Source organism: Flavobacterium sp. P21 (genome assembly GCF_050632225.1).
Lineage (GTDB): Bacteria > Bacteroidota > Bacteroidia > Flavobacteriales > Flavobacteriaceae > Flavobacterium.
Window position 1 is genome coordinate 1,003,475 of the sequence record NZ_CP192585.1, and the last position, 16,027, is coordinate 1,019,501.

General features: G+C 32.0%; 15 protein-coding genes and 2 pseudogenes. 5 read left to right on the forward strand and 12 right to left on the reverse strand.

All coding sequences use genetic code 11. The features are described from left to right. The first annotated feature begins 35 nt into the window (after positions 1-35). The 3 genes from ACQ9BO_RS04915 to ACQ9BO_RS04925 all read left to right on the forward strand — a co-directional run bounded on the left by ACQ9BO_RS04915 (position 36) and on the right by ACQ9BO_RS04925 (position 1,873). Positions 36-503 (forward strand): thioredoxin family protein, encoded by a 468-nt coding sequence (locus ACQ9BO_RS04915; protein ID WP_431243850.1) that lies wholly within the window; start codon positions 36-38, stop codon positions 501-503. 219 nt (positions 504-722) lie between these two features. Next, complete coding sequence (locus ACQ9BO_RS04920; RefSeq protein ID WP_132990657.1) at positions 723-1,175, forward strand: thioredoxin family protein; 453 nt, start codon at positions 723-725, stop codon at positions 1,173-1,175. A gap of 248 nt (positions 1,176-1,423) precedes the next feature. Further along, positions 1,424-1,873 (forward strand): thioredoxin family protein, encoded by a 450-nt coding sequence (locus ACQ9BO_RS04925; RefSeq protein WP_431243851.1) that lies wholly within the window; start codon positions 1,424-1,426, stop codon positions 1,871-1,873. An 11-nt stretch (positions 1,874-1,884) separates the two neighbouring features. Here the strand turns inward: ACQ9BO_RS04925 and ACQ9BO_RS04930 are convergent, their stop codons facing one another. The 5 genes from ACQ9BO_RS04930 to surE all read right to left on the reverse strand — a co-directional run bounded on the left by ACQ9BO_RS04930 (position 1,885) and on the right by surE (position 6,689). Then, positions 1,885-3,915, reverse strand: coding sequence for a ComEC/Rec2 family competence protein (locus ACQ9BO_RS04930; protein WP_431243852.1), 2,031 nt, complete (start codon positions 3,913-3,915; stop codon positions 1,885-1,887). A gap of 45 nt (positions 3,916-3,960) precedes the next feature. Beyond that, positions 3,961-4,446, reverse strand: coding sequence for a C40 family peptidase (locus ACQ9BO_RS04935; protein ID WP_431243853.1), 486 nt, complete (start codon positions 4,444-4,446; stop codon positions 3,961-3,963). Positions 4,447-4,464: 18 nt separating this feature from the next. After that, positions 4,465-5,577, reverse strand: coding sequence for a lipid-A-disaccharide synthase (gene lpxB, locus ACQ9BO_RS04940; RefSeq protein WP_431243854.1), 1,113 nt, complete (start codon positions 5,575-5,577; stop codon positions 4,465-4,467). A gap of 67 nt (positions 5,578-5,644) precedes the next feature. Further along, a complete protein-coding gene (locus ACQ9BO_RS04945) occupies positions 5,645-5,917 on the reverse strand; it encodes a hypothetical protein (RefSeq protein ID WP_431243855.1) in 273 nt (90 codons plus the stop codon). Beyond that, a complete protein-coding gene (gene surE / locus ACQ9BO_RS04950; protein ID WP_431243856.1) occupies positions 5,910-6,689 on the reverse strand; it encodes a 5'/3'-nucleotidase SurE in 780 nt (259 codons plus the stop codon). The genes ACQ9BO_RS04945 and surE overlap by 8 nt, the downstream gene beginning before the upstream one ends. 213 nt (positions 6,690-6,902) lie before the next feature. Here surE and ACQ9BO_RS04955 point away from each other — a divergent pair. Both ACQ9BO_RS04955 and ACQ9BO_RS04960 read left to right on the forward strand, forming a co-directional pair. Further along, positions 6,903-9,084 (forward strand): annotated as a pseudogene (locus tag ACQ9BO_RS04955) (carboxy terminal-processing peptidase). Positions 9,085-9,311: 227 nt separating this feature from the next. After that, on the forward strand, positions 9,312-9,962 hold the full coding sequence (locus ACQ9BO_RS04960; RefSeq protein ID WP_431243857.1) for a DNA/RNA non-specific endonuclease: 651 nt from the start codon (positions 9,312-9,314) through the stop codon (positions 9,960-9,962). Here the strand turns inward: ACQ9BO_RS04960 and rpe are convergent. The 7 genes and pseudogenes from rpe to ACQ9BO_RS04995 form a co-directional block, all read right to left on the reverse strand. Further along, a pseudogene (gene rpe / locus ACQ9BO_RS04965) lies at positions 9,939-10,600 on the reverse strand (ribulose-phosphate 3-epimerase). The gene ACQ9BO_RS04960 and the pseudogene rpe overlap by 24 nt on opposite strands. A 396-nt stretch (positions 10,601-10,996) precedes the next feature. Beyond that, positions 10,997-11,860: a sigma-70 family RNA polymerase sigma factor gene (locus ACQ9BO_RS04970; RefSeq protein WP_431243858.1), complete on the reverse strand. Its 864-nt coding sequence runs from the start codon at positions 11,858-11,860 to the stop codon at positions 10,997-10,999. An 83-nt stretch (positions 11,861-11,943) separates the two neighbouring features. Further along, positions 11,944-12,747 carry a hypothetical protein gene (locus ACQ9BO_RS04975; protein ID WP_431243859.1) on the reverse strand — a complete coding sequence of 268 codons (804 nt, stop codon included), beginning with the start codon at positions 12,745-12,747 and terminating at the stop codon, positions 11,944-11,946. Between the two features lie 64 nt (positions 12,748-12,811). Further along, a complete protein-coding gene (locus ACQ9BO_RS04980) occupies positions 12,812-13,216 on the reverse strand; it encodes a hypothetical protein (protein ID WP_431243860.1) in 405 nt (134 codons plus the stop codon). Between the two features lie 26 nt (positions 13,217-13,242). Next, the gene (locus ACQ9BO_RS04985) at positions 13,243-13,380 is read right to left on the reverse strand and encodes a hypothetical protein (RefSeq protein WP_431243861.1); all 138 of its coding nucleotides are present in this window, start codon (positions 13,378-13,380) and stop codon (positions 13,243-13,245) included. Continuing rightward, on the reverse strand, positions 13,370-13,921 hold the full coding sequence (locus ACQ9BO_RS04990) for an RNA polymerase sigma factor (RefSeq protein ID WP_431243862.1): 552 nt from the start codon (positions 13,919-13,921) through the stop codon (positions 13,370-13,372). Before ACQ9BO_RS04990 ends, ACQ9BO_RS04985 begins: the two co-directional genes overlap by 11 nt. Before the next feature lie 153 nt (positions 13,922-14,074). Continuing rightward, a complete protein-coding gene (locus tag ACQ9BO_RS04995) occupies positions 14,075-15,637 on the reverse strand; it encodes a hypothetical protein (protein WP_431243863.1) in 1,563 nt (520 codons plus the stop codon). Positions 15,638-16,027: the final 390 nt, after the last annotated feature.

A 16,027-nucleotide genomic window follows, 5' to 3' on the forward strand; every position in this document is an offset into this window, starting at 1 on the left:
TTTTTTTGTTTAAATTTGTGCAAAAGAAAACTAAGATGAAAAAATTATACATAATCACATTGTTTGTAATTGGAGGTTTTGTATCTCAAGCGCAGGAGCTAAAGTGGTACACTGATGTGAGAGAGGCAATTACAGTAAGTAATAATGTGCATAAACCAATGCTGATGTTTTTTACAGGAAGTGATTGGTGTGGTTGGTGCATAAGATTGCAAAATGAAGTTTTAAAAACGCCTGAATTTAAAAAATGGGCAACTGAAAATGTTGTTTTAGTTGAATTGGATTATCCAAGAAGAACACCTCAGACTCCTGAAATAAAAAATCAGAATAATGAATTGCGGCAAGCTTTTGGAATTCAAGGTTTTCCAACTATCTTTTTTACAAGTGCTGAATCTAAAGATGGAAAAGTGAATTTTAAAGGTCTTGGACAAACAGGTTACGTTGCCGGCGGTCCAACTGCATGGTTGACTGTGGCTGACGGAATAATAAATCCGAAGAAATCTTAAAAGGTCAAAATATAAAAATTTAAAGCTCCTTGCGCTCCATGTGCAAGGAGCTTTTTTTGTTTCGTAGGAAAGTTTTTATATTAAATATGGTTAAATTGAATATTTGACATTTTATTATATGTAAAAAAACACATTATGTATTTTTTGTATTAATAAAAATTGGATAATTAAAATATTATGTTAATTTCGTCAAACTAATCTAACCAAAACCAATATAATATGACCAAAAAATTACTTTTCCTACTATTTTTTTTAGGTTCATTTTTTATGCAGGCGCAAAATCTCCTTTGGAAAACAAATATGGCCGATGCAATTGCAATGAGTAATGAACAAAGAAAACCAATGTTAATTCTTTTCACTGCCTCAGGTGTACCAGAGAATCTTCAAAACGAAATTTTTAAAACGCCAGATTTTGCTGTTTGGTCGCGTGATAACGTGATTTTAGTTAAGCTTGATTTATCTGATAATTCGGCTTCAGACAGTGATAAAGAGCAAAATCTTAGATTGAAAAGTGCTTTTGGCGTAGAAGAACTTCCTCAGGTTTGTTTTGCCAGTGCATCTATCAGAAAAACTAAAACAACTTTTAGTGCCTTAGGAAAGATTTCTTATAAGCCAGGAGGAGCAAAGGCATGGATTGCCGAATCTAATGCAATTTTGCACCCAAGTGAATAGATAAGGGGGTAAATTCCCTTGTGATACAAGTCCCTTTTTGTGTACAAAAAGGGATTTTTTTGTGATAGCCACAGTTAGTTTGACAATTTTAGGTAGCTTTTTTTTTGAATTTTATATTTATTTAACTTTTAATTAGCAATTTCGATTTTCTTAACTTTTTTTGCAATTTTTTGTCTAAAGTTGGATTTTTTAGTGGGATATTATATTACTTTAGTCGAAATTAACCTACTCCTAAAACCCAAATTATTATGACTAAAAAAACACTTACCCTGTTATTTTTACTTGGTTCGTTTTTTATGCATGCGCAAGGATTAGTCTGGAAAACTTCTATGACTGATGCAGTTGCGGCAAGTATGGAACAAAAAAGACCGTTATTTATTTTCTTTACAATTGCGGGCGCCCCAACAAGACTTCAAAACGAAATTTTTAATACTCCAGATTTTGTTGTTTGGGCTCGAGATAATGTTGTTTTGGTTAAACTAGATTTATCCGATACGACAATATCTGATGCTGAAAAAGAGCAAAATGTGAGTTTAAAAACAGCTCTTGGTGTAGTTGAATTGCCACAGGCTTGCTTAACTATCGCTTCAGTGCGCAAAACAAAGACAACGTTTAATTTATTGGGCAGATTGCCCTATAAGCCTATAGCTGTGAAATCATGGATTGCCGAGGCTAATATTATGATTAACCCAGATTAAAAAGCTTTATTTTAACTTATAATATCCCTTTTCTGCAGTAGCATGAAAAGGGATATTTTTTTGTAGCAAGTCTTTTCCCAGTTTTTTTGAATGACGTTTGAATTTGAAGCATCAGCGATTACTATTTTTGGATGTATTTGTTCCAAAACTCGATCTAAATTTATTTTTGGAGATTGTGTCAATAATAAAATATCGGGCAGGATTTTATTATTATAAATGCCAGAACTGTCAATAATGAAGATTTTTTTGTCACTATAAAACAACATATTCTTAATTTGGTTCGCCGATTTGATTTTGCCAAAATTTCCAACTAAATAAGAATTTAAAATATTGTTTTTTGGATTGGTTAATATGGATTTGCTACTTGTAAAAATCGTTATATTTTTACCGGAGCGCATTGTAATCAGTGTTTGTTTTTTTGCATTATAAACAATCATTTCATTTTGGGTCTCATTTTCTCTTTTGGTATGAATAAAAGAAATCTGTACCGAAATTATTGAAATTAAAAGCAGAACCAATTTTGGATAATCGGGTTTTTTTAGCCAAACAATTGACGTAATTATTAAAAGATAAAAAGTGATTAGGAAATAAAAATTAAAACTGATATCAAGTATAACAAACGATTTTATTGAAGCAACGGCATGAATGATTTGGTTTAAAATGTAAATGCTTTTTTCTAGTATTTGAGCTAAGAATAGTGGTGGAGCATCAAAAACAGCATAAGTCATTACCAGAATTCCTGCAATCATTACAAAAGCCAAAACTGGAATAATGGCAATATTAGTGACGAAAAATAGCCCTGGGAATTGATGAAAATAATAAAGACACAATGGAAAAGCACCAATTTGGGCGACAAACGATACTGTTAAAGCATTCCAGATATAAAGTGCGATTTTGTTTTTTGGATTCCATAATTTTTTTAGTAAAGGCTGAAGCCAAAGAATAAAAAATAATGCGATATAGCTTAATTGAAAACCTGCATCGAATAAAAAGTAAGGCTCAAAAAGCAAAATCAGCAACATTGAGACTAATAAAGTATGGTAGATATTTCCTGCTCGGCGAAGATGATTCCCAATTGCAAGGAATGAAAACATAACTACAGAGCGTAAAACTGATGGAGATAACCCAGAAATGATGGCAAAAAAGCTTAGGGCGATTAATATGGAAAGCAGTTTTATAAATGAACCTTTTCTGGTGTTTGGAATTGGTTTCAGAATAAAATTTATAAGAAGCATTATAAAGCCGACATGAAGCCCTGAAACAGATAAAATATGCGTTGCGCCAGAATATTGGTAATCCTGAATAATATCGGAAGAAATTTCTTGTTGCTGGCCCAAAATCAAGGCAAGCGCAACATTCATTTCAGCGGGATTAAAATTTGTTTTTTCTAGATTTTGAATGATGCGTTGATGAAGACAATCAGAATAGTCCCAAATATCCCTTTTTATATTTTTGTTGATTTTGATTTCGGCTTTATTTAGATAAACTTGCGCATAAATTTGGCGATCTTCTAAATATTTGTCGTAATCAAATTGATTTGGATTTTTTGTTGAATTGTTTTTATGTAATATGGTTTTTGTTTTAATAAAACTTCCAATTACAAAAGGATTTTTGAGGCTGTCTGTTGCAATATTTACAAGGATTTTTCCAGAATGTGTTTTTCCGTCAATTGTTTGTATGATCGCAGTAAATCGATTGCTATAAGAATTACTTTTGAGTTTTTCTCTTAGTATAAATGTTATTTCCGAAGGAGTGTCAAACGCTTTTTTGCAATGAATATAATTTGATTTTTGAAGCGAATTGGTATGCGTAATAAGCGTGATTCCTCCAATAAAAAATGAAATGAAATACGTGCTTGTGCCGAAAAATGAAATGAATGTTTTGCTTCTCTTGCTCAAAAAGTACAAAACAAAAAAGATTAAAGCGCTTAATCCCAAGGCTATTTCATAAAAGAATAGTGGGATTTTGATATAATAAAAAAATACAATGCCAAGAATAAACCAAATCGTAATTCTGGCCAAAGGAAAATCTAATACTTTCATGTCTTAAAAGTATTAAATTTTTGTAAGAAAAAGAATATAAATATATTATTCTATTATTCGGTTGATTTGAGCAAAAGAATTTTGATAATAGGGTTCTTTTGTAGAGGAGATAATAACGCCTTTTGAAGTCGAGGAATGTATGAATTTGATTTCAGAAGAATTTACTTCTGTAATCAATCCAACGTGATTTATTTGCTTGCTCTTATTGGTTTTAAAGAAAATTAAATCACCTTTTTGGGCTTCTTTCAACGGAATAAGAGTTCCAATTTGTGCTTGTTCGAATGAACTTCTAGGTAATTTTATATGCTCTGTTTCAAAAGTAGTATACACAAGTCCAGAACAATCAAAACCATTTTTAGTTGTTCCGCCAGCCTTATATTTTGCGCCAAGATTTTCTGATGCCGTTTCAATTAAATGATTGACAATAGTTTTGTTTTCTCGCTTTGTCTCCTTTTTGCTAACTGCACTTGAAGAAGATTTGCAAGAAGCAAAAAGTAACGCTATAAGCAGTAAGACAATTATTCTCTTCAAAATCAAAAAGGTTTAAGCTTACTTTAAATCAGCAACTATAAGTTTTGCGGTTTTTTTGCTTGCGCCAACCCCGCCAAGTTTTTGTTGCAAAATGTCATAATTCTTCAATAATTTTTCGCGAGATTTTGGTTCTAATAATTTTTGAAGCTCTTCTTTAATTCGTTTAGTGTTGCAATCATTTTGAATCAATTCGGTTACAACTTCTTGATCCATAATTAAGTTGACAAGCGAAATGTATTTTAATGTAATAATTCGTTTTGCTATTTGGTATGAAATCTCGCTTCCTTTGTAGCAAACCACTTCTGGAACTTTAAAAAGAGCAGTTTCAAGTGTCGCTGTTCCTGAAGTAACTAAAGCGGCTGTTGAAGAACGCAACAAATCATAAGTTTTGTTCGAAACAAATGCGATATTTTTGTTTTTTAAAAATTGCTGATAAAATTCATATTCCTGGCTAGGCGCGCCGGCAATTACAAATTCATAATCCTGAAAATCATCAACAACGCTTAGCATTACACTCAGCATTTTTGTAATTTCTTGTTTTCGGCTTCCTGGAAGTACGGCAATGATGGGTTTTTCGCCCAAATTATTTTCTTTTCTAAAAACAGCTTCGTCAAATGCTGGCTGATTTTGAATAGCATCAATTAATGGATGTCCAACAAAATCTACAGGGAAATGATGTTTGTCTTCATAGAAGCTTTTCTCAAAAGGAAGAATCACAAACATTTTGTCCACATCTTGTTTGATGGCTTTGATTCGGTTTTCTTTCCAAGCCCAAATTTGAGGTGAAATATAATAATGTGTTTTATAATTTAGAGCCTTTGCCCATTTTGCAATACGCATATTGAAGCCTGGGTAATCAATAAAAATAATTACATCTGGCTTAAATTCAGAAATATCTTTTTTGCAGATTTTGATATTATTTAGAATGGTTTTCAAGTTAAAAATAACTTCAACAAACCCCATAAAAGCTAAATCACGATAGTGTTTTACTAAAGTTCCGCCGGCTTTCTGCATCAAATCTCCGCCCCAAAATCTAATTTCGGCTTGCGTATCTTCTTCATACAAAGCTTTCATCAAGTTAGAACCATGTAAATCTCCAGAAGCTTCTCCAGCTATTATGTAATATTTCATATCAATTTTTTTAAAAGTGTGCAATGATATTTGAGCACGACATTTTTTTGCAGAACAAAGATAAGGTTTATATAAATAAAGTCGAAATTGCTAAAACGATCACTGCAAAAACAACACCTCTAGCCATCAATTCTTTGTTTCTTTTTAATAAAAATAAAAATAAAATCAGGTCCAGAACAGTTCCCAGAGTAATGACTTTTCCTAAATATCCATATTGTTTTATGGTTTCGAGTCCATTTGAAAGATCAAAAGAAGTAAACAATTTAATGAAAAGATAACTTCCAATGAGGGAAGTGATGATTCCAAGAACAAAACCAATTAACATATCTAATTTATTCATTTAATTTCCAAGTATTAAGTTGTTGTATTGAATGATGAGCGGTTAAATCAAATTGGACTGGAACTACAGAAATATAGCCATTTTCCAGTGCCCATTCGTCTGTGTCTTCGCCTCTGTCTTCATTTGTGAATTTTCCGGTAAGCCAGTAATAATCTTTTCCGTGTGGCGTTTGGCGTTTGTCAAATTTTTGCGCGTAATATGCTTTCGCTTGACGACAAATTTTAATTCCTTTGATTTCGTTTTCTTTTAATTTCGGAAAATTGACATTTAAAACGACGCCAGGGGGTAATTTATTGGCAAGGGTCTCTAAAACTATTTTTTTGACGAAAGATTTTGCAGGTTCAAAATCGGCATTCCAGTCGAAATCTAAAAGTGAAAAACCAATTGCCTGAATTCCTTCAATTCCAGCTTCAACAGCGGCACTCATTGTTCCAGAATATATTACATTGATGGATGAATTTGACCCATGATTTATTCCTGAAACACAAAGGTCTGGCTTTCGTTTTAAAATTTCATTTACAGCAAGTTTTACACAATCTACGGGAGTTCCAGAACAGCTGTACTCGGTAATTGCATCTCCTTCTTTTGAGATTTTATCTAAAAACAAGGTATTATTTATAGTAATAGCGTGCCCCATAGCGCTTTGAGGTTTGTCTGGCGCAACAACCACAACTTCGCCGATAGTTTCCATAACGCTGATCAAAGCTCTAATTCCAGGAGCCAGAATTCCGTCGTCATTGGTTACTAATATTAAGGGTTTTTCGTCTTTCATGCTTTGGTGTTATTTTTTAATTTTTCAAAATTAAGGCTTATTTAAGCAAATGTAGCAACAGATTTTGGTAGAATACTAACAAATAAATAAAAATTGTAAACTAAATCTTAAAGGACTTTTGAACAACAAACTATTTTATATCTTTAACAAAAAATTATAGTGAGCTTGGCTTTGTTGGCACAGTTTTTACCGTAACTTAGATTAAAAAATTTGATGAATGCTATTATTAAGTTTATGAAAAGAAATTATAAAATACTTATAGCCGTATTATGCTTGTCAGTTACCTTGTTTGCATTTAAAATAAATGCTGATAAGTCTGAAGATCCGGATCCAAATAGAGACAAAACGCTTTTAGAATTGCTTGCCTTTGTTATTGAAAAAGGGCACTATAGTCCGGCTGAGATAAATGATGAATTTTCGAAAGGTATTTTTAAAGATTATATCGATGCGCTAGACCCTTCAAAGAGGTTTTTCTTGCAATCTGATATTGATGAATTCAAGCAATATGAATTACAGCTTGATGATCAGTTTTTGAATAAAGACTTGACGTTTTTCAATCTTACTTATACAAGATTGATGAAACGTATGGAAGAAAGCAAAAAACGTTACAAGACTATTTTGGCGCAACCATTCAACTATAATGTTGACGAGACTTTTAATGCCGATTATGAGCATCTTCCTTATGCTAAAAACGCAACTGAAATTAATGAAAGATGGAGAAAACAAATCAAATTGTCAACACTATCATCATTGGTTACAAAACAAAAATTAGAAGAAGACAAAAAGAAATCTGACCCAAATTATAAAGAAAAATCTTTTGAAACATTGGAGAAAGAAACTCGTGAGAGCTCTCTAAAATCATTGGATGACAATTTCAGTTTGATTAAAGATTTGAACAAAGAAGATTGGTTTTCTGTATACGTAAACTCAATTATGACTCGTTTTGATCCGCATACAAGCTATTTTGCTCCAGAAGAAAAAGATCGTTTTGATGTTAACATCAGTGGAAAATTAGAAGGAATTGGGGCTCGTTTGACTAAGAAAAATGATTTTACTCAAATTGACGAATTGATTTCTGGTGGACCAGCTTGGAAAGGAAAACAGCTTGAGGCTGGAGATATGATCTTGAAAGTTGCTCAAGGAAATGAAGAGCCTGTTGATGTTGTTGGAATGCGTTTAGATGATGTTGTGAAAAAAATCAAAGGTCATAAAGGAACTGAAGTAAAACTTACAGTTAAAAAAGTTGACGGAAGCATTAAAGTAATTTCAATCATCAGAGATGTTGTTGAAATTGAAGAAACATACGCTAAATCAAGTATTGTTGAAAGAAATGGATTGAAATACGGAGTGATTTATTTGCCTAAATTCTACATCGATTTTGAAAATAAAGATGGCCGTGATGCTGGAAAAGATATCGCTCTTGAAGTTGAAAGATTGAAAAAGAAGATATCAATGGTATTGTACTTGATGTTCGTGATGACGGAGGAGGATCTCTTTCAACAGTAGTTGATATTGCTGGTTTGTTTATTGAAGAAGGGCCAATTGTACAAGTAAAATCTGCTGGTAAAAAGAAAGAAGTTTTATACGATAAAGATAAAAAAATCGAGTGGGACGGGCCATTAGTAATTATGGTTAACAGCTTCTCGGCTTCAGCTTCAGAAATTTTGGCACTGCGATTCAAGATTATAAACGTGGAGTAATCATTGGAAGTAAGCAAACTTACGGAAAAGGTACAGTGCAAAATGTTCTTGATTTGAACCAATTTGTTCGTAATGCAAATTACGGCGATCTTGGAGCCTTGAAAATTACAGGTCAAAAATTCTATAGAATCAATGGTGGTTCTACTCAATTAGAAGGTGTTCATAGTGATGTTGTGATGCCAGATCGTTACGCTTATTTGAAAATGGGCGAGCGTGATATTGACAATGCAATGCCATGGGATAAAATCGATCCAGCTGATTACAGCACTTGGACTTCTAACGAAAAATTCAATCAGGCAATTAATAACAGCCGTAACAGAATTGCTAATAATGACCAATTCAAATTGATTGAGGACAATGCAAAATGGATTGATATCAAAAACAAAGAGAATACTTATAGTTTAAATATCAAAAACTTTAAAGCAACTCAGGAACAAGTTGAAAATGAAGGTAAAAAATACAAACCAATTGCTGATTATAAAAACAATTTGGTTTTCAGATCATTGCCTTACGAAGAGCTTGAAATGAAGAATGATGCTACATTAAAAGAAAAAAGAGAGGCTTGGCACCAAGCATTGGCTAAAGATGTTTATGTAGAAGAAGCTTTGAATGTTCTAGATGACTTGCAAACTAAAAGTTACGTAAAAAATACAGTTGCTCCTAAAATGAAAAAGGATAAACTAGTTAAATCTTAGTTCGATATAGAATTAATTTGTTATTAAAATGCTCCATAAATTGTATGTTTGTGGAGCATTTTTTTTGTAAGTTTATTTTTAAATAAAATTAGAATAATGAAGAAGTATATTGTTTTCGGATTGTTTGTTTTCGGATTTTTTCTTGCAAAAAGGAAAATATTGCAAAGGAAGAAATTGCACCAGAAAAGCAGACTTCGTTTGTTTCTGCAAATTATACTTCGGACTCTTTGTATCCGATTGCCTATTTGCCAACTTCTACAACAGGTCAAATCGTAAAACATAATTATTATACACTTTCGTATAATGAAAAATATGAGCAAGCTGAATGGGTTGCTTACGAATTAAAAAAGGAGTATTTAAAAAATGGAGATTATAAACGCCCTTATTTTGTTGAAGACCCGAAAGTGACAACGGGTTCTGCAGATTGGGGGAATTACAAAAATTCAGGTTATGATAAGGGACATCTTTGTCCGGCTGGCGATATGGAGTTTAATAAAGGCGCATATAATGATACTTTTTATACGTCGAATATTTCACCTCAAAAACATGATTTTAATAGTGGAATTTGGAATAGAATCGAACAAAAAACACGTTATTTTGCTCAAAAATACAATGATATTTATGTCGTAACGGGTGGAATTCCGAAAGATTCAGATAAAAAAATAGGGACAGAAAATGTTGCTGTCCCTAAATATTTCTATAAAATTGTTTTGGCTAAATCTGGAAAAGAACACAAAGCAATTGCATTTTTGGTTCCGAATGAAGACAGTGACAAATCGATTTATGATTTTGTAGTTCCAATTGAAACTTTGGAAAAAATGACAGGAATCGATTTCTTTCCGAATTTGAAAAACTTAAAAAGCAGTAAGGACTTTTAATTCTTCAATTGTTTGAGTTGGGTTTTCAGCTTTAAAAACAAAGCTTCCTGCAACTAAAACATCTGCTCCGGCCTCTACTAATTGTTTTGCATTTTTGCTTGTTACACCGCCATCAATTTCGATTATAGTTGAAGCATTTTTGCGAGTAATTAAAGCTTTTAGTTTTTCGACTTTCGCATATGTATTTTCAATAAATGATTGTCCGCCAAAGCCAGGATTGACACTCATTACTAAAACTAAATCAATATCGTTTATTACATCTTCCAGTAAATCGACATTGGTGTGCGGATTTATTGCAACTCCAGCTTTCATTCCCTCCGCCTTAATGGCTTGAAGTGTTCTGTGCAAGTGTGTACAAGCTTCATAATGCACGGTTAAGATATTTGCTCCTAAATCGGCAAAAGTTTTAATGTAGCGATCCGGATCGATAATCATTAAATGCACATCAATTGTTTTTTTGCATGTTTTGAAATTGCTTCCAAAACTGGCATTCCAAAGGAAATATTCGGAACAAAAACTCCATCCATAATATCAATATGAAACCAATCGGCTTGGCTGTTGTTGATCATTTCAATATCACGTTGTAAATTGGCAAAATCGGTCGCAAGAACAGAAGGAGCAATAAGTGTATTTTTCATTTTGTAGTAGTGTGTTGTTTTTTTACAAAGATAATTTTTTTATGAGTTGCAGTGAAATTTAACCGCAAAGTCCGCTAAGATTTATGAAAAGTTTGTTATTTATGAAAATATGCTCGCAAAGTCCGCAGAGTCGCAAAGTTTATTATTCTTTGCGACTCTGCGACTCTGCGAGATTCTTTAAAAAAACCTTTGTGTGCTTTGCGTAAACCTTTGCGTGCTTTGTGGTTAAATTTTAAAAATGCAAAATAAAAAACTCCGGTAATCAGCCGGAGTTTCAATCATCAATCAAAAAACGAACAGTCAATCAAACTGTTGTTTGCGGTAAATAAGTTTCAAGTTTAAGGTTTCAAGTTGTATGGAACTAACCTGAAACTTTAAACCTGAAACAAATATATGTTATCCTAAGTAAGTTTTAAGGATTTTACTTCTAGAAGTGTGTTTCAATCTGCGGATTGCTTTTTCTTTAATCTGACGAACACGCTCACGAGTTAAGTCGAAAGTTTCTCCAATTTCCTCAAGAGTCATTGGGTGTTGATCGCCAAGACCAAAATACAAACGAACTACATCAGCCTCTCTTGGAGTTAATGTTTCTAATGAACGCTCGATTTCAGTACGAAGAGATTCGTGAATTAATTCTCTGTCAGGGTTCGGAGATTCTCCAGAACGTAAAACGTCATAAAGGTTAGAATCTTCACCTTCAACAAGAGGTGCATCCATAGATAAGTGACGTCCAGAGTTTTTCATAGACTCTTTTACGTCATTTACAGTCATGTCAAGTTCTTTTGCAATTTCCTCAGCAGAAGGTGGGCGCTCATTAGATTGCTCTAATAATGCATACATTTTGTTGATTTTATTGATAGAACCAATTTTGTTCAAAGGTAAACGAACGATACGAGATTGTTCTGCCAATGCCTGAAGAATCGATTGACGAATCCACCAAACGGCATACGAGATAAATTTGAAACCACGAGTTTCATCAAAACGTTGTGCGACTTTGATAAGACCTAAGTTTCCTTCGTTAATTAAGTCAGGAAGAGTTAATCCTTGATTTTGATATTGTTTAGCAACCGATACAACGAAACGTAGGTTGGCTTTTGTTAATTTTTCTAATGCTCTTTGATCACCCGCCTTAATTCTTTGTGCTAATTCTACCTCTTCATCAGCGGTAATTAGGTCAACTTTTCCGATTTCTTGTAGATATTTATCTAACGATGCAGTTTCACGATTGGTTACCTGCTTGGTGATTTTAAGTTGTCTCATGTTTTTGTCTCCTCAATTTTTAAGTGTACAAGTAGTTATACGTATGAAGTATCAAAAAAGTTACAACTAAGTAAAAAATATTTTTAAAATTTATAATTAACCCCAGTTTGCAATGATAAACTGTATGGTTTTGCTTCTCCATTTTCTTTAAAAGTATTGAGGTAATACTTGAATAATGGGTTGATGTCTAAGCCTATCTTATCTGTTAATTTATAGGTGATTCCAATTCCAAAATCGTAAGAAACATTCAATCCAGAGATGTTTTTAGCTTCTCCAATTTTTTGTTTTGTTATTTTTTCTGATTTTAGATACAAATCGTTTTTATCTAAAAATAAAAAAGTAAATCCCGTGAAAACATCGATATCAAATTTGCTTTCATCTTTTTTTAGGGCATAGTTAAATTCTAAGGGAACTTCATAATAAGAAAGTTTTTGAAGCAATTCAACTTCATTAGAACTGCCAAATGTAGCTTTTATATTGGTGTCAGATTTAAGATTGATGTTTTTAAAATCGGTAATTAAATTTTGATCAAGTTGTGTAACTGTTTTTAGATTTATTTTTGAAAATCCTGTTTTAAAACCAAATCTATCATACATCGTTTTCACATATATGCCGTAATGAGAAGTGATAGGATGTTTTTTTGGCAAATTATCCATTGTTGGGCTGATCATTGACAGTCCGTTTAAAGAACCGGAAATTGCCGGACCGTAAAAAGCATGAATGCTCAAATCAGGTTTTGCTTCCTTGGTTTTAGTATTATATTCTTTTTTTACATATTCTCTTTTTGGTGTTGCTGGTTTTTTTACCTGTAAACTGTCAGTTTTTGGCAAACTGTCTTTTTTTATGTTTGTTTTCTCTGAAACAATTTCTATTTTCTTTTGTGTCAAAGTATCTTTTATTGGTGTTGAATTTTCTGTTTTTTCAACAATTAATGGCTTTGTCCCAATCTTTTTATTTCGATGCTTTTTTCGAAGTTGGATTTAAAGTTTTGACTGTTTTATTTGCTGTAATGCCAGCTTTACTGTTGCTAGGTTTGTTGGATTTTTTTACAATATTTGATGGTATTGGTTTTGTAGTTATTTGCTCTTTTTTAATAACAACTTTATATTTTTTCACCACTTCATATTCTTCATATTCATCAGTAGATGTGATGAGTTTGCTGGATTCTTTAACAAGTTTTACATTTTTAGTTTTTGTAGTTGTGGTAATTTGGTCTGGTTCTGTTTTTAAGACTATTGATTTTTGATTTTGTTTTTTATCTGATTTCTGAGTTTGGTTTTCTGTGTCAGTTTTCTTTTTTGGCGGCGTTTGATTTTTTTCTTGAATATTAGAATTGAAATACAGAAATGTTGACAAGAATACAATAGAAATTACACTCGGAATTAACCAAGCCAGAATTCTTTTTTTCTTTTACGATTTAGATCTTTTTCAATTTTTGACCACACCAAGTCATTTGGATTTTTGTCCAAATTTTCTAGACGATCTCTTATTGCTTTTCCTATTTCAGTTCTATTTTCCATTTTTCTGTTTAGAATAATAAAATGTGCTTTTTGGTTTGATTTTTTCCTTTAAAATCTGTTTTGCCCGATGTAAATTGGATTTTGAAGTATTTTCAGAAATTGATAACATATTGGCAATTTCTTGATGTGAAAAATCATCTAATTCATATAAATTAAAGACCAAACGATATTGATGTGGTAATTCTTGAATGAAATTTAGTAAAGTATCAAGAGGCAAGTCAATTTCGTTTTCGGTTACAAAATCATCTTGCATATATTCATCTTTAATTGCTGTGAGTATGTAAGATTGTTTGTATCGGGTTATTGCTTTATTGATTGTTATTCTTTTGATCCAGCCTTCAAAACTTCCTTTTCCTTTATAGTTTTTTATACTGCTAAATATCTCAATAAAAGAATCATGAAGATTGTCCTCGGCTTCTGCTTCATTGGTGCAATATTTAAGACTTAACACAAAAAGAGTCTTTTTATACATTTGGTATAATTCTTCTTGTGCTTTTCTGTTTTGCTTAATGCAACCTTTTATGAGTTGGTCTAAATTCAAATTTTATTTTTTGATTTTGTAGTATTTTGGTAAGCGATTGTTTCGGTTTGTATTTAATAGTATAAAAAAGAGTAAAAGGTTGCGTTGATAAATAAAAAAACCTCTATTTCAATTTTAGAAACAGAGGCTTATTTGATGTTTTAAGGAATAAAATTAGTTGCTGGTTTCTTTTATTTCTATAAAATCTTTTATAAAAACAGGTTTCCCGGCAGAAGAAAATCCTTCAAGTGTTACTTCATATTTTCCAGAAACGTCAGAGGCATAAAATTTAATATTTGAGTTAGTTTTGCTCAAATCAATGTTTGGTTGCCATAAAAGCTGATGTCTATAATCTGGAATTCGTACGCTTTTATTATCTGTATAATCAGGACTAAAATAATTTTTCTTTACCTGAGGCCTTAAAATTTCTGGCCTAGCGATAAATTTGCCTTTCAGTTTAGTGTCATAATCGCCATTTTTTGTTGTAAACGAAACTATTCCGTTAAACGATTTTGATCCATAATAATAAAGTCCTCTTACTACATTTACTTTGTAGAGGCTTTTAGGATTAAAGGCAAAAAACTCATTTAAGTCTTCAATAATTAATCCGTCAACAATAATCATAGTTGGTAATGCCGATTCATAATTATCGTTATTGTCAAAAACATGAATGGAATAAATATTATCGTTTTTTCGATAGTAAACACCTTTTAGAATTTCTGTAATTGTTTCCTCCATATTTGGAAATCGCGTAAAATCATCTAATACAAATTCTTCCGATGATGCTCCGAAAAAAGGAAGGCCAATAGCTGGCGTTATTAGGCTATCTTTTTTGACATCATAATAAGCATTTTCAACTTGAGTAGAGATTAATCGATCTGTAATGTTTTGTTTGAAATCTGAATTAAATTGAACAGCAGGAAAAGTTACATTAGAAAAATCTATATCTTTTTGTTTGTCGATTTCAATTACATAATCTTCTTTTCCACTTTCAAGGACTTGAACGATAATGTTTGAATTTGAGTTCTCTTTTTCTAAAATAACGATGAATTTTCCTTGATCATCGGTTTTTACAATTTTTAGATCAGCATTTTTTCCAACAATAGAAAGCGCTACTTTTTTGTTTTTAATTTCAGCATTTGCCGAAGATATTTTTCCTGTTATGATTTCGCCTCGCAATTCAGGCAATACAAATTGGCTGTCTGTGATTTCGCCATTTTGTGTGGCTTTACCATTAAAAAGTGTCTTGTTTTGAACCAAAAAGCCATCAGTTTTTCTAACGGATAAAGTATAATTTCCTTTTGTAAATTCTTCAGAATTAGATTTGATATTTAGTTCAATTAAATCTCTCGTATTGTATGATTTGTTTTTTATATCGAATGAAATATTGCTGTTGTTTACAGTTTCTGAAGAAACGGAATTATATGAAACTGTACTGTTGCTTGGATTTTCTTTATACGGATTTACAATATAAATATCCGCAGAAAAATAATCTGGCACGGTCTTATTAAGCATCCAGTTTGTATAACCAATCAATTTGTAGCTTCCAGTTTCCAATGTGGTTGGAATAAAAAAGTCACCATTTCCTGTTGCTTTATCAAGAAACAATTTATGCGTGAAAACTGTTTTTTTATTACTGTCAATTAATTTCGCGTAAGCTATTTTACTGAAAATTGAAGCAGTATTTGATAGTTTGTCAATACAGAATAATTTGTAATGCAAAGTTTCGCCTGTCAAAAAAGAATTTGCATTTGTGCTGATGTAAATTGACTCATTAATTTTTTTGTCAACTTCATTCAGTTCATATACAGAATTGTTTTTTGAGCCAATACAGTCTGCAGGCTACTAAAAGTGAACGTAACGAGTAATATGTATCTTAATCTATCCAAAATGGTGGTTTTATATTTGATGAAAATGAAGTACAGTCTCCACATTCTATTGGGTATAAAATATAGCTTGTTGGCGATTCTGTAGGGTAGAAAACTCTAGTGCCATTGGCTAGTAAATTTAATATTACTTCGCCTTGGCAGTGCGCCAAAGGATTTTGACTAAAACAGTAACTAAATAGATACTCATCTAAAGCATAGTCGGGAATTGGCGCAGGACAATCGTACTGGTAGTTTGGAA

What these genes read in the sequence shown, in the direction of transcription:
- ACQ9BO_RS04985 (WP_431243861.1), bottom strand. Translation starts at nt 13,380, where the DNA reads ATGGAAAATAGAACTGAAATAGGAAAAGCAATAAGAGATCGTCTAGAA.
- ACQ9BO_RS04970 (WP_431243858.1), bottom strand. Translation starts at nt 11,860, where the DNA reads ATGAGACAACTTAAAATCACCAAGCAGGTAACCAATCGTGAAACTGCA.
- ACQ9BO_RS04915 (WP_431243850.1), top strand. Translation starts at nt 36, where the DNA reads ATGAAAAAATTATACATAATCACATTGTTTGTAATTGGAGGTTTTGTA.
- ACQ9BO_RS04920 (WP_132990657.1), top strand. Translation starts at nt 723, where the DNA reads ATGACCAAAAAATTACTTTTCCTACTATTTTTTTTAGGTTCATTTTTT.
- ACQ9BO_RS04945 (WP_431243855.1), bottom strand. Translation starts at nt 5,917, where the DNA reads ATGAATAAATTAGATATGTTAATTGGTTTTGTTCTTGGAATCATCACT.
- lpxB (WP_431243854.1), bottom strand. Translation starts at nt 5,577, where the DNA reads ATGAAATATTACATAATAGCTGGAGAAGCTTCTGGAGATTTACATGGT.
- surE (WP_431243856.1), bottom strand. Translation starts at nt 6,689, where the DNA reads ATGAAAGACGAAAAACCCTTAATATTAGTAACCAATGACGACGGAATT.
- ACQ9BO_RS04925 (WP_431243851.1), top strand. Translation starts at nt 1,424, where the DNA reads ATGACTAAAAAAACACTTACCCTGTTATTTTTACTTGGTTCGTTTTTT.
- ACQ9BO_RS04930 (WP_431243852.1), bottom strand. Translation starts at nt 3,915, where the DNA reads ATGAAAGTATTAGATTTTCCTTTGGCCAGAATTACGATTTGGTTTATT.